This is a genomic window from Collimonas sp., from assembly GCF_035566555.1.
GTDB lineage: Bacteria > Pseudomonadota > Gammaproteobacteria > Burkholderiales > Burkholderiaceae_D > Collimonas.
Genome location: NZ_DATMRB010000112.1, coordinates 16,481 through 30,248, shown reverse-complemented (window position 1 = coordinate 30,248; position 13,768 = coordinate 16,481). Strand labels below are relative to the sequence as shown.

The 13,768-nt window shown below is 60.9% G+C and carries 9 protein-coding genes; 5 read left to right on the top strand and 4 right to left on the bottom strand.

Translation table 11 applies throughout. The annotated features are described in order from the left end of the window. A partial coding sequence (locus VNZ65_RS14630; protein ID WP_325670217.1) for a cupin domain-containing protein occupies positions 1-355 on the bottom strand: 355 nt, incomplete at its 3' end. A 33-nt stretch (positions 356-388) separates the two neighbouring features. Beyond that, on the bottom strand, positions 389-1,042 hold the full coding sequence (locus tag VNZ65_RS14625; RefSeq protein ID WP_325670215.1) for a glutathione S-transferase family protein: 654 nt from the start codon (positions 1,040-1,042) through the stop codon (positions 389-391). 153 nt (positions 1,043-1,195) lie between these two features. Here VNZ65_RS14625 and VNZ65_RS14620 point away from each other — a divergent pair, with 153 nt between their 5' ends. From VNZ65_RS14620 to VNZ65_RS14600, 5 genes are all read left to right on the top strand, one after another. Beyond that, positions 1,196-2,422, top strand: a complete 1,227-nt coding sequence (locus VNZ65_RS14620; RefSeq protein ID WP_325670213.1) for a polyhydroxyalkanoate depolymerase — start codon at positions 1,196-1,198, stop codon at positions 2,420-2,422. A gap of 96 nt (positions 2,423-2,518) precedes the next feature. Beyond that, positions 2,519-5,878, top strand: coding sequence for a transglutaminase family protein (locus VNZ65_RS14615; protein WP_325670211.1), 3,360 nt, complete (start codon positions 2,519-2,521; stop codon positions 5,876-5,878). Positions 5,879-5,999: 121 nt separating this feature from the next. Then, entirely contained in the window at positions 6,000-8,561 is a 2,562-nt protein-coding gene (locus VNZ65_RS14610; protein WP_325670209.1) for a circularly permuted type 2 ATP-grasp protein, read from the top strand. Continuing rightward, on the top strand, positions 8,561-9,493 hold the full coding sequence (locus VNZ65_RS14605; RefSeq protein ID WP_325670207.1) for a transglutaminase family protein: 933 nt from the start codon (positions 8,561-8,563) through the stop codon (positions 9,491-9,493). The genes VNZ65_RS14610 and VNZ65_RS14605 overlap by 1 nt, the downstream gene beginning before the upstream one ends. Positions 9,494-9,704: 211 nt before the next feature. After that, on the top strand, positions 9,705-11,258 hold the full coding sequence (locus VNZ65_RS14600; protein ID WP_325670205.1) for a M20/M25/M40 family metallo-hydrolase: 1,554 nt from the start codon (positions 9,705-9,707) through the stop codon (positions 11,256-11,258). 191 nt (positions 11,259-11,449) lie between these two features. Here the strand turns inward: VNZ65_RS14600 and VNZ65_RS14595 are convergent, their stop codons facing one another. Next, the gene (locus tag VNZ65_RS14595) at positions 11,450-13,486 is read right to left on the bottom strand and encodes a sodium:solute symporter family protein (RefSeq protein WP_325670203.1); all 2,037 of its coding nucleotides are present in this window, start codon (positions 13,484-13,486) and stop codon (positions 11,450-11,452) included. Continuing rightward, positions 13,483-13,752, bottom strand: coding sequence for a sodium/substrate symporter small subunit (locus VNZ65_RS14590; protein WP_325670201.1), 270 nt, complete (start codon positions 13,750-13,752; stop codon positions 13,483-13,485). Before VNZ65_RS14590 ends, VNZ65_RS14595 begins: the two co-directional genes overlap by 4 nt. Positions 13,753-13,768 lie beyond the last annotated feature (16 nt).

The following is a 13,768-nucleotide window of genomic DNA, read 5'->3' as shown; positions in this document are numbered from 1 at the left end:
CAAGATACTCCATGTCTTCCGAGTAGTCGAATAAAAAATGCACAATGCCGGGGCGCTGGTGCACGCAGTCGCCGGCCTTGACCAGGGTTTCCTGATCTTCGTACATGAAGCGGGCCCAGCCCTTGAGCATGTAGACGATATGGAAATCGGCTTCGTGGCGGTGCCAGCCGGTGCCGACTTCCGGCGCCATGTTGGCCTTCACCAGGTGCGCCACCACCTTGCCGCCGGTGGCGGCGGCGATGCCGAGATCGCGGTACAGGAAAAAGTCGCGCAGGCCGCCGGACTGGAATTCGGTGTCGCCTTCGCAGACATGGGAAAACAGATTCGTCGAGTACATTTCTTTACCGGTATCCATCGGACACTCCTCTCATGATTCAGCAAGACCAGGTCAGAATTCCACATCCAGTTCATTGATATCTTCCGGTTCCAGCTTGGCCGCCTTGATCCATTCCTGCATTTCAGGCATGGCGATGATGCGCTTGCAGTAAGCGCCGCAGACGGAATCGAGCTTGACGTCATAGGTCAGGAAGCGGGTCGCCACCGGCGCATACATGGCGTCGGCCATCGAGCGCTCGCCGAACAGGAACGGGCCGCCGTAGGTCGCCAGGCATTGCTTCCATATGGTGGTGATACGCTTGATGTCGGCCTCGGCGCGCGACCATACCTTGAAGTCGGGAAAGCGCGCCTTGATGTTCATCGGCAGCGCCGAGCGCAGGGCGCTGAAGCCGGAATGCATTTCGCCGCAGATCGAACGGCAATGGGCGCGGGCGGCGCGGTCGGCCGGCAGCAGGCCGGCCTTGGGGCGGATCTCGTGCAGGTATTCGCCGATCGCCAGCGTATCCCACACCACGATATTGCCGTGGTACAGGCAAGGCACCAGGATCGACGACGACAGCAGCAGGATTTCCGCGCGGGCGTCGGGATCGTCCGGCGAGATGATGTTTTCCTGGAATTCCAGGCCGGAAAATCGGGTCAGCAGCCAGCCGCGCAAGGACCATGACGAATAGTTCTTGCTGGTGATGCTCAAGGTGGTCTTAGGCATGGCAATATTCTTCCGTAGAAGTCGAAAGGGATTGGATTGGCAAACCGTTTGTTGATGTTCGTTGATAAACATCCGAGCAAGCGCCGTGCCAGAGTTTGGGCATGGTTATTGCACCTGAAGGGAAAGCCGGCATTCCAATAATAGGGTAGTCCCATGACGAAAATTTACCAGGCATATCAGGGCTATGCGGACCTCAGCGATCCCATGCGTATCTGGGCAGGCGCTGCCGCACCAATGTTCGGCGCCAGATGGCCGGGCTGGCCCGAAAGCCTGGCCCTGCGCAAGCTGGCGGCAGCCTGCGAAGTGTTTTCGTGCACCCAGTTGACGCATAAACGCCCAGCATTCGGGATAAACAGCGTGGAAGACGGCGGTCGCACAGTTTCGGTGCAGGAAGAGGTGGCAGACCAGACCCCATTCTGTACCCTCTTGCGTTTCCGTAAGGAAAGCAAGGTGCCGCAGCCGCGGATACTGCTGGTGGCGCCGATGTCGGGACACTTTGCCACTTTGCTGCGCGGCACAGTCAGCACCCTGTTGCGCGATCACGACGTCTATATCACCGACTGGCACAATGCGCGCGATGTCGCTCTCGACGACGGCCGCTTCGGCTTCGATGAGTATGTCGCCCACCTGATCCGCTTTATCGAAAAAATCGGTCCCGGCACGCATCTGGTGGCAGTCTGCCAGCCGACCGTGGCGGCGCTGGTGGCGGTCTCGCTGATGGCGGCCGAGCGCCACCCGGCGCAACCGGCCAGCATGACCCTGATGGCCGGCCCGATCGATACCCGCATCAATCCGACCGCGGTCAACGAGTTGGCGAAAAGCAAGCCTATTGCCTGGTTCGAGAAAAACCTGGTGAGCACCGTTCCCGGCCGCTACGTCGGCAGCCAGCGCCAGGTCTATCCCGGCTTTCTGCAGCTGACGGCCTTCATGAACATGAACCTGGAGCGGCACCTGAAGGCCTTTCAGAATCTGTATAACTACCTGGTCGAAGGGGAGGATGAAAAAGCCAATACCATCAAGACTTTCTATGCCGAGTATTTCGCCATGTCCGACCTGGCGGCGGAGTTCTACCTGGAAACCGTGCAAAGCGTGTTCCAGGATCATGCTCTGCCGCTTGGCGCAATGCAGGCATTAGGGCGTACCATAGAACCGGCAGCGATCCGCCGCACCGCGCTGTTCACGGTGGAGGGGGAGAAGGACGATATCTGCGCGGTAGGGCAGACGGTGGCGGCGCAGGATATGTGCAGCGGCATCCGGCCATACATGAAGTCGCACCATGTACAGACCGGGGTAGGACATTATGGCGTCTTCAACGGTCGCCGCTGGGACAATGAAATTTATCCGCGCCTGCGCGATTTCATCCACAGCCATCAGCATTAGTGGAATGCAGGGGGTTTTTGCTTGTTCGTTGAATATCCGGCAGCAAGGTTTCGCGCTGGCCGATTTACTGATTGTTGATTGTCGCAAAGGATATCCATGTCAATTCACGTTGCACTCAACCATCTCACTACCTACCGCTACGACAAGGCCATCAGCCTCGGCCCGCAGATCATCCGCCTGCGGCCGGCGCCGCATTGCCGTACCCGGATCCTGAGCTACTCGTTGCGGATACTGCCGCAGCCGCACTTCATCAACTGGCAGCAGGATCCACAGGCCAATTACCTGGCGCGACTGGTGTTTCCGGAAAAGACCACCGAGTTCCAGATCGAGGTCGACCTGGTGGCGGAAATGTCGGTGCTCAATCCCTTCGATTTCTTTCTCGAACCGTATGCCGAGAAAGTACCGTTTTCCTATGCTGCTGAACTGCTCAACGAACTGGAGCCGTATCGCAAGAAATTGCCGGTGTCGCCGCAGCTGCAAAAATTCCTGGATACGGTGCCGCGCGAAAAGATCCGTACCGAAGACTTCCTGGTCAACCTGAATCAGAGCCTGGCGCAGCTGATCAGCTACACCATCCGCATGGAGCCGGGGGTGCAGACGCCGGAACAGACGCTGGACCTCGGTTCCGGTTCCTGTCGCGATTCCTCCTGGCTGCTGGTGCAGATCCTGCGCCACCTGGGCTTGGCGGCGCGCTTCGTGTCCGGCTACCTGATCCAGCTGACGGCGGACCAGAAAGCGCTGGACGGCCCCTCCGGGACCGAGGTCGATTTCACTGACCTGCATGCCTGGTGCGAAGTGTATCTGCCGGGCGCCGGCTGGATCGGCCTCGATCCGACTTCCGGCTTGCTGGCCGGCGAAGGGCACATCCCGTTGTCGTGCACGCCGGAACCGTCATCGGCGGCGCCGGTGAGCGGCATGGTGGAACCGAGCGAAGTGGAATTCGGCCACGCCATGAGCGTCACCCGCATCTGGGAATCGCCGCGCGTCACCAAACCTTACAGCGAACAGCAATGGGAGCAGATCGAGGAACTCGGCCATGCCATCGACGACGACCTCGATGCACTGGACGTGCGCCTGACCATGGGCGGCGAGCCGACCTTCGTGGCGCTCGATGATCCCGAGGGCGACGAATGGAACACCGCCGCCATGGGACCCGGCAAGAAACCGCTGGCGGCACAGCTGTATCACCGCCTGCGCCAGCAATATGCGGCGCAAGGCTTGCCGCATTTCGGCCAGGGCAAATGGTATCCGGGCGAACAGCTGCCGCGCTGGGCGCTGAACTGTTACTGGCGCCGCGACGGCGAACCGATCTGGAACACGCCGGAGCTGATCGCCGATGAAACCAAAAAACAGGCGACTGAAGAGGGCGTCGCCGAACGCTTCCTGCACAGCGTCGCTGCACGCCTGACGCTGGAGCGGCAGAACGTTTTCGCCGCCTATGAGGACATCTACTATTACCTGTGGCGCGAACGGCGCCTGGCGATCAACGTCGATCCTTCCGATTCGCGGCTGGACGACAAGCAGGAGCGGTCGCGCCTGGCGCGGGTATTTTCGCAAGGACTGCGCAAGGTCGCCGGCTATGTCTTGCCGTTGGCGCGCAGCGCCGACGAACGCAGCTGGAAGAGCGGCAACTGGTATCTGCGCGGCGACCATTGCTATCTGCTGCCCGGCGATTCGCCGCTCGGCTATCGGCTGCCGCTGGATTCGCAGCCATGGGTCAAGGCCGGCGACTATCCCTATGTGCACCAGCCCGATCCGACCCAGCAGTTCCAGCCGCTGCCGCCGGCACAGCAGCAGCGCGACAAGCTGGCGCCGAGCAATGGCGCCAAGAATGCGGCGGCGGCAAGCGATGCGCCGAAATACAGCGCGGCGTTCAGCAGCGATCCGAATAACGCGGCCAAGCTCACCAGCATCCCGGCGCCCTTGGAGTCGGCTGACAAGATCACGCGCACAGCCTTGTGCGCCGAAGTGCGCAACGGCGTGCTGTACCTGTTCATGCCGCCATTGGCGCGCCTGGAAGATTACCTGGAACTGGTGGCCGCGATCGAAGCCACCGCCGAAACCCTGCAGCAGCCGATGCTGCTGGAAGGCTACGAGCCGCCTAACGATCCGCGTCTGAAGAAATTCAGCGTGACGCCGGATCCGGGCGTGATCGAAGTCAATGTCCAGCCGATGCATAGCTGGAGCGAGCTGGTGGCCAATACCAGCTATCTCTATGAAGTGGCGCGCGAGACCCGCCTGACCACCGAGAAATTCATGCTCGACGGTCACCATTCCGGCACCGGCGGCGGCAACCACCTGGTGCTGGGCGGGGCGACGACCAGCGATTCGCCGTTCCTGCGCCGCCCCGATCTGCTGCGCAGCCTGATCAGCTACTGGAACAACCATCCGGCGCTGTCCTACCTGTTCTCGGGCATGTTCATCGGCCCCACCTCGCAAGCGCCGCGGGTGGATGAAGCGCGCAACGATTCGGTGGTGGAGCTGGAACTGGCTTTTGCAGAAATGGAAAAGCAGCTGGCCCAGGACAGCTGCGCGCCATGGCTGGTCGACCGGCTGCTGCGCAATCTGCTGATCGACGTCACCGGCAACACGCACCGGGCGGAATTCTGCATCGATAAGCTGTATTCGCCGGACAGCAGCACCGGCCGTCTCGGCCTGCTGGAATTGCGTGCCTTCGAAATGCCGCCGCATGCGCGCATGAGCCTGACCCAGCAATTGCTGCTGCGGGCGCTGGTGGCGCGCTTCTGGAAAACGCCTTACCAGCCGCCGCGGCTGGTGCGCTGGGGCACCGAGCTGCATGACCGCTTCCTGTTGCCGCACTTCATCTGGCAGGATTTCTGCGATGTCATCGAAGACCTGCAGCAGGCCGGCTATGCCTTCAAGCCGGAATGGTTCGCGTCGCATTTCGAGTTCCGTTTCCCGAAAATCGGCGACTATGCGGTCAACGGCATCGCGCTCGAACTGCGCACGGCGCTGGAGCCGTGGCATGTGCTGGGCGAGGAAAGCCGCTCCGGCGGCAACGCCCGCTACGTCGATTCCTCGCTGGAGCGGGTACAGGTCAAGGTGAGCGGCATGGCGCCGGATCGCTACGTCCTCACCTGCAACGGCGTCGCGGTGCCGCTGCAGCCGACCGGCCGCGTCGGCGAATTCGTCAGCGGTATCCGTTACCGCGCCTGGCAGCCGCCGTCGGCCCTGCATCCGACCATCGGCATCGATTCGCCGCTGACCTTCGACCTGGTCGATACCTGGAACGGCCGCAGCCTGGGCGGTTGCCAGTATCACGTGGTGCATCCGGGCGGGCGCAGCTACGATACTTTCCCGGTCAATGCGTTCGAGGCGGAAAGCCGCCGCCTGGGACGTTATTTCCGTCTTAACCACACGCCGGGAACGATGCAGGTAAAGCAGCCGATAGCGTCCGTCGAGTTCCCATTTACGTTAGACTTACGTCACTTCTGACCAACCTCGCCGTCTGGCGGCCGGAAAAGCTGTAGGGCAACTTGCATAAAGTTGCCCGCCGGTTTTTCCTGCGCTGCAGCAGGTTGTCTTTAACCATTACCAGTGACGCAAGCGATCAACCATGTACCGGCGTTTACTCGAAAGTTATCCTGCTGAGGCCGATCGTTACGACGAAATGCTTGAGGCGGGCGGCCGCCTGCGGCCGCACTGGCGGACCCTGATCGACCAGCTGGAAGATCTGTCGCCGGAGGTGCTGCGGCGCCGTGCGCGCGAAGTGCGCGAAGCCATCGCCGCCGATGGCGTGACCTACAATGTGTATGCCGATCCGCAGGGCGCCAACCGGCCCTGGGAACTGGATCTGTTGCCGCAGATTATTTCCGCCGAAGAATGGCAGACTTTGTCTGCTGCAGTCACCCAACGCGCGAAGCTGCTGAACGCGGTGCTGGCCGATCTCTACGGGCCGCAAACGCTGCTCTCGGAAGGCTTGCTGCCGCCGGCGCTGGTGTTTGGCCAGCATGGCTATCTCTGGCCCTGCCGCGGCATCGAACCGCCGGGCGGCATCCACCTGCATCTGTATGCGATCGACCTGGCGCGTTCTCCGGACGGCCACTGGTGGGTCATTTCGGACCGCACCCAAGGCCCCTCCGGCGCCGGCTACGCCTTGCAAAACCGTCAGATCATGTCGCGCGCGATGCCGGACATGGTGCGCGACATGCATGTGCAGTCGCTGCTGAAATTTTTCCATACCCTGCACAACAGCCTGAGCGAGCTGGCGCCGGCCGGCGGCGAGCCGCCGCTGGTGGTGCTGCTGACGCCGGGACCATATAACGAAACCTATTCGGAGCATGCTTTCCTGGCGCATACGCTAGGCTTCCCGCTGGTGGAAGGAGCCGACCTGATGGTGCGCGGCGACATGGTCTACCTGAAGACCCTGAGCGGCCTGCGCCGGGTGCATGCAATCTTGCGCCGGCTGGACGACGACTATTGCGATCCGCTTGAACTGCGCGCCGATTCCGCGCTCGGCATTCCTGGCCTGGTGCAGGCAGCGCGCCTGGGTAACGTGCTGATCGCCAATTCGCTCGGCAGCGGCGTGCTGGAATCGGGCGCCTTGCACGGCTTTCTGCCGGCCATCTGCCAGCGCCTGCTGGGCCAGCCGCTGGCTCTACCGGCCGTGGCGTCCTGGTGGTGCGGTGAAAAGCCGGCGCTGGAATACACCCTGGCCAATCTGGAACAGCTGGTGATCATGCCGGCCTTCCCCTCGATGCGTATGCAGCCGGTCTATGGTCACAGTCTGAATGCGCAGTCGCGCCAGCGCGTGATCGAGAGCCTGCTGGCGCAGCCGCACGCCTATGTGGCGCAGGAATGGGTGCGCTTGTCGCAGGCGCCGGTCTTGTCGCGCAGCGGCGAGTATCGCCTGATGAGCCGCGCCGTCAGCCTGCGCGTGTTCGTGGTGGCGGCGGCCGACGGCAGCTATCACGTCATGCCGGGCGGCCTGACGCGGGTGGCGCCGCGCCAGCGCAAGGATATCGTCTCGATGCAGCAGGGCGGCGCCAGCAAGGATGTCTGGGTGCTGGGGCAGATGCGCACGGAAGCAGCCGATGGGGCTGCGGCATCGAATGCAGCCGCTGAAAGCCAGGACGGCCGGCAGCGCGCCTTGCACACCTCGCTGGATACCATCCGCAGCACTGTCGACATCTCTTCGCACGCCGGGGAAAACCTGTTCTGGATGGGCCGCTACGCCGAGCGCTGCGACAACCTGTCGCATCTGCTGCGCGCCACCCTGCAGCGCAGTACCGATCTTCAGGGCGACGCGCGCGAAAATTTTTACCAGCTGTGCGAGATCTGCCGCGGCCTCGGGATTGCCTTGCCGGCAGCGGCGGCGAGCGGGCGGCCAACCGTCAACGCCTTGCAGCCGGCGCTGATCGCGGCGATAGTGGATCCCGCCGCCGCCGCCACCAGCATCGCCGCCAATCTGCGTCATCTGCATCATTGCGGCTACCAGGTGCGCGAACATCTGTCGCTGGACAACTGGCATGCCATCAATCGCATGCCGAGCCTGGTAGCGGACAGCGGCGGCGCGGCCGGCATGACGCCGGCGCTGGCCTTGAACATGCTCAACAACGTGATCCAGGCTTGCGTCGGCCTGGCCGGCCATGCGCTGGACGACACCACGCGCGACGAGGGCTGGCATTTCCTGATGCTGGGACGGCACATAGAACGCATGACGCATCTGGCGACCTTGTTCGGACAGTTTTTGCGGCTACCGCCGGCTGCGCAGATTAAAATCCTGCCGTGGCTGCTGGAATCGGCCAACAGCGTGGTGACATACCGCGTGCGCTACCGCCGTGCTCCAGAATGGCTGCCGGTCTTGCATCTGCTGGTGTTCGATGTCAGTAATCCGCACGGCATCGCATTCCAGTTTCAGATGCTGGAGCGTTATCTGAGCGATATTGCAGAGCAGCTGGGAACGCTCAGCATGGATACGCCGGCGCACCTGTCGGCTTTGCTGCGCGAATTCGAACTGGAGGATCTGAGTCACGACTCGCTGTTCGTGGCCGACGCGCATGCGCGCCTGGTGCAACTGATGCGTGAGGCGATCACTGGCGCTTTTGCCTTGTCGGATGAGCTGGCGCGGCATTTCTTCACGCCGCTGAATGCGCCGGTCAGCCAGGGGGTGTCTTGATGAGCGAATACGTTTACCACATCCGTCACGATACGCATTATGCCTACTCGCAGCCGGTGCGCCTGTCGCATCAAATGCTGCGCCTGACGCCGCGTTCGCTGCCGTGGCAGACTTGCACATCGCACGGCATTGCGATTACGCCGGAGCCGCAGAATCTGCGTTTGCTGCTGGACAGTTTCGGCAATCCGATGCAGTCGTTTTCGCTGGAGAGCGATCATACCGATCTGCGCGCTGTTGCCGATTCGTGGGTGACCTTGACGCAGCGGCAGTTGTCGCCGCCGACACCGCCGTGGGAGCTGGCGCGCAGCAAGCTGTCTTATCAGGCTGGGCAGTTCTTGCTGCCGGATGACCTGGAGGCGACGCGTTATCTGTTTGAATCGGCGCATGTGCGGATCAAGCGCGAGTTCCTGGCGTATGCGATGGAATCGTTTACGCCGGGCTTGTCTTTGCTGGACGGAATCCAGGCTTTGATGACGCGGATTTTCCGCGAATTTACTTTCGATCCGCTGGCGACCACGGTGTCGACACCGGTGACGGATGTGTTTGCTACGCGGCGCGGGGTGTGCCAGGATTTTGCGCATTTCATGCTGTCTTGCCTGCGTTCCCTGGGGCTGGCGGCGCGTTATGTCAGCGGTTACCTGCTGACCGAGCCGCCGCCGGGACAGCCGCGCCTGATCGGAGCCGATGCTTCGCATGCCTGGGTGTCGGTGTACTGTCCTGGCATCGATGGGCAAGCCAGTAACTGGATCGATGCCGATCCGACCAATGGCATTTTTCCGGACACCAGCCATATCACCTTGGGCTGGGGGCGTGATTTTCTGGATGTCTCGCCCTTGCGCGGCGTCCTGATCGGCGGCGGCCAGCAAACCATGGATGTCGCCGTCACAGTCATGCCGGCACATGAGGCGCCAGGCTTCGGCTTTGCGGTCTGAGAAAATGCGCCAAGATCTTGAATTAGTTAATAGCATCGATGCAGCAGTCAAATTGGGGTCAGAGTTTTTTTCGCGGCTCTTTGCGAAAATTACTCTGACCCCAATTTGACGGGCCACGGAGTACATGCAGCGACATTAACTTAACCTTCGTCGTTACTTTGATCCGGGCAGCAATTTCTACTTTTTATCATCCCTCTAAAATAAAAAGCATATGAAAACATTCTTCCAGCACTGTCAGTTGGCCATCTGCGCCATGACCATACTTTCGACGCCGTCGCTTCATGCAGCCGCTCCGCCGATCACTCCACAAGTGCAGAACGCTGCCCAGGCAAGCTTCAAGGAATGGGCCGAGGTGCTGGCAATTCCCAACGACTCTGCGGTAGCCGCCGATATCCAGCGCAATGCCGCCTGGTTCGAACAGGCTTTTCAGCGGCGCGGTTTTCATGCCAGGCAACTGGCCAATAACGGCAAGCCCTTGCTGTTTGCAGAATTTCCAAAGAGCGATCCTGCTCTCCCTACAGTACTGTTTTATGGACACATGGATGGACAGCCGGTCAATCCCTCTGAGTGGCAACAGAAAAGTCCGTGGTTGCCGGTATTAAAGCAGCGCAATGCAGCAGGCCAGTGGGAAGCCATGCCGCTGGATAAATTGTTCGCCAAGGATGTCGATCCTGAATGGCGTTTGTTCGCCAGAGCTTCTGCGGATGATAAAGCGCCGATCATGATGTTGCTGGCTGCGATCGATGCACTGAAAGCCGGCGGCAAGACGCCGGCGATCAACCTCAAGGTCATTCTCGACGCGGAAGAAGAAAAAGGGTCGCCGTCATTGGGTGGCGTCGTCAAGCGCAATCAGGATTTGTTGAAGTCCGATATGCTGGTGGTGCTGGATGGGCCGATGCATCCCAGCAATCAGCCGACCCTGGTATTCGGCAATCGCGGCATCGTTGTCGGTACTTTGAAGGTTTATGGTCCGAAGCAAGACAGTCATAGCGGACATTACGGTAACTATGCCGCCAATCCTGCGCAATTGCTGGCACGCTTGCTGGCATCGATGAAAGACGATGAGGGCCGGGTTACGGTTCCCGGTTATTACGATGGCATCAAGCTGGACGCTGATTCCTTGCGCGTCATGCGCGCAGTGCCAGATGACGAAGCGGCGCTGCGCCAGCGCCTCGGGATTGCGGTGGCGGATAAGGTCGGACAAAACTATCAGGAAGCGATGCAATATCCGTCGCTCAATGTGCGTGGCATGCAATCTGGGGATGTTGGCGAGAAGGCCCGCACGGTCGTGCCGGCGGTGGCCATTGCCGAACTGGATCTGCGTACCGTTCCTGAAACCGAGCCGGCAGCCTTGGTGGCTTTACTCAAGGGATTTGTAGAGAAACAGGGGTTTCACCTGGTCAGTGGCGAGCCAAGCGATGCAGATCGCGCCCGCTATCCTAAACTTGCTTCGCTTGAGTTCGAACCGGCATCGGCTTCCAGCAGCGCTGTCCGTACCGATCTGAATGCGCCAATTGGTCATTGGCTGCGCCGTTCTTTGACCAAGACTTACGGTAGGGAACCGGTACAGATCAGAATGATGGGCGGCACCGTTCCGACCGGCGCTCTGGTCGAAGCGCTGAAAGTTCCGTTTGTGATTGTGCCGCTGGTCAATGCTGACAATAATCAGCACAGCGCCAATGAGAATATGCGGCTGGGAAATTACATCAATGGCGTGAACAGCCTCGTAGGCATTCTGTCAGAGCCCTTTGGCAGCAAGCCTTAAACGATCTAAAAACAGCCACGGCAGCAGTCAATTGGGGTCAGAGTTTTTTCGCGTTCTTTGCGAAAATTACTCTGACCCCAATTGACGTTCTACGGAGTACGTGCGGTGGCATTCTAAGAACGGCCTGAACGTTGCTAAAACGTTCGCTACTCCGTGCAAAGAAGGCTACCGTAAAATCAACGACAACAGCGCTAAGGCGCACGGATTTGATCCACCAGCTTCATCGCGCGCGGGTCTGGTGGAGGTGTCAGGAGGCTGACGACGATCAGGGCCAGCAGGCCGGCTGGTACGCCGAATACGCCGGCTGCCATGGGGGCGATGTGGAACCACTGCCCGCTGGCGGAGCCGCCTAGCGAAGGGTAGGTGTGCAGCATGTAGTACACGCAGGTGACGAAACCGACCACCATGGCGGCCATGGCGCCTTCCTGGTTGCCGCGTTTCCAGAAGACGCCCAGCGCCAGCACCGGGAACAGGGCAGAGGCCGCCAGCGAAAATGCGGCGCCTACCATCGACAGGATGTCGCCGGGTTTCAAGGACGCCGTGTACGCAGCCAGCAGCGCCACCACCAGCAGCAACAGCTTCGATACCGTTACGCGCTTGGCGGTGGAGGCTTGCGGGTCGATCATTTTGTAGTAGACGTCGTGCGAGAGGGCGTTGGAAATCGTCAGCAGCAAGCCGTCTGCCGTGGAGAGCGCGGCCGCCAGGCCGCCGGCGGCGACCAGGCCGGAGATGTAGTAGGGCAGCTTGGCGATTTCCGGCGTCGCCAGCACGATGATGTCGCCGTCCAGCACGATTTCCGAGAGCTGCACGATGCCGTCGTGGTTGATGTCGGTGATGCTGACCAGCGGATGCGCCTTGTCGATATTGGCCCAGTAGGAGACCCATTCCGGCAGGTGCGCATAATCGGAACCGACCAGCGAGGTATAGATATAGTATTTCACCAGCACTGCCAGCGCCGGTACCGTCAGGTAGATCAGCAAGATGAAAAACAAGGTCCAGAATACCGATTTGCGGGTTTCCTGCACCGATGGCGTGGTGTAGTAGCGCATCAGGATATGCGGCAGGGCGGCGGTGCCGAGCATCAGGCAAAATACCAGCGCCAGGAAATTGTTGCGCTTGATGTCCGAGGCTTCCGGGCTGGCGGCGGCGAAAGGCGTCGCTTGCGGAATCGGCGGTTCGGCACGCGCCAGGTAGCCAGCTTTCTCCTGTTGCCAGGTACGTTCAGCTTCCTCGGGGGTTTTCGGATAGTTGCTGAGGGCCCGGCTGGCAGCGCGGATCTCGATCAGGGAACCGTTGTTGCGCTTGAGTTTTTCCAGGTACTGCTGTGTTTCTATGCGACCCTGGTCCCAGGATGTCGGCAGGTTGCGCAGGCGTACATCGTAGGCGTCGGCCTTGGCCTTGAACATCGCGCGTACCTGCATTTCCTTGGGATCGGTGTCGAATTTTTTTTCGATGTCGGAGATCTGGGTCAGCACCGTACCGTAAGAAACCTGCGCCAGCGGGCTGTGCGTGTGCTGCGTTGACAGCAACACCACCGGAATCAGGTAGGCAAACAGGATGATGATGTACTGCGCTACCTGGGTCCAGGTGATGGCCCGCATGCCGCCCAGGAAAGAACAAACCAGGATGCTGGCCAGCCCGAGAAAGATGCCGACCGAGAAATCGACGCCGGTGAAGCGCGAGGTGATCAGGCCGACGCCATAGATCTGCGCCACCACGTAAATGAAGGAAATCAGCACGGTGGCGATGACGGCCAGGATACGCACTGGATTGCCGCTGCTGTGGCCGCGGTAGCGCGCGGCCAGGAAATCCGGAATGGTGTATTGCCCGAACTTGCGCAGATACGGAGCGATCAACAGCGCCACCAGGCAGTAGCCGCCGGTCCAGCCGATGATATAGGCAAGGCCGTCGAAGCCCTGCAGGTAGAGGCCGCCGGCCAGGCTGATGAAGGTGGCGGCGGAGATCCAGTCGGCGGCGGTGGCCATGCCGTTGAACAGTCCCGGCACGCGCCGTCCCGCGACATAATATTCGGAGACGTCGGAGGTGCGGCTCATGATGCCGATGCCGGCGTACAGCACCACGGTGGCAAACATGAACAGGTAGCCGATCCAGGTGCGCGGCAAGCCCTCCTGCTCCAGGATTGCCAGTACCACCAGCAAGGCGATGAAGCCGGCGGTATACCAGCCGTAGTAGCGCACCAGCCGCCAGAAAAAGGATTTGTCGCTCATTGCGTGCCGCTGTCCACGCTGCCGGCCTGATGGCGGCGGTCGATCTTGCGCATCTGCCAGGTATACAGTGCAACGATCAAAAGGTAACCCAAGGCCAGGCCTTGCGCCGCCATGTAGAACGAGAGCGGCCAGCCGAACCAGGTGATGCCGGACAGTTCGCGGGCAAAGAAGATGACGGCGAAGGTCAGGGCGAACCAGACCAGCAGCAGCGCCAGGGTCAGGCGCCGGGTGCTGCGCCAATGGCTGGGGGGACGAGGAATAGGCATGGAAAGTTCGTGTCTC

Excerpts from the sequence above, each read along its gene's own strand:
- VNZ65_RS14625 (WP_325670215.1), bottom strand. The coding sequence starts at position 1,042 with ATGCCTAAGACCACCTTGAGCATCACCAGCAAGAACTATTCGTCATGG.
- VNZ65_RS14620 (WP_325670213.1), top strand. The coding sequence starts at position 1,196 with ATGACGAAAATTTACCAGGCATATCAGGGCTATGCGGACCTCAGCGAT.
- VNZ65_RS14615 (WP_325670211.1), top strand. The coding sequence starts at position 2,519 with ATGTCAATTCACGTTGCACTCAACCATCTCACTACCTACCGCTACGAC.
- VNZ65_RS14610 (WP_325670209.1), top strand. The coding sequence starts at position 6,000 with ATGTACCGGCGTTTACTCGAAAGTTATCCTGCTGAGGCCGATCGTTAC.
- VNZ65_RS14605 (WP_325670207.1), top strand. The coding sequence starts at position 8,561 with ATGAGCGAATACGTTTACCACATCCGTCACGATACGCATTATGCCTAC.
- VNZ65_RS14600 (WP_325670205.1), top strand. The coding sequence starts at position 9,705 with ATGAAAACATTCTTCCAGCACTGTCAGTTGGCCATCTGCGCCATGACC.
- VNZ65_RS14595 (WP_325670203.1), bottom strand. The coding sequence starts at position 13,486 with ATGAGCGACAAATCCTTTTTCTGGCGGCTGGTGCGCTACTACGGCTGG.
- VNZ65_RS14590 (WP_325670201.1), bottom strand. The coding sequence starts at position 13,752 with ATGCCTATTCCTCGTCCCCCCAGCCATTGGCGCAGCACCCGGCGCCTG.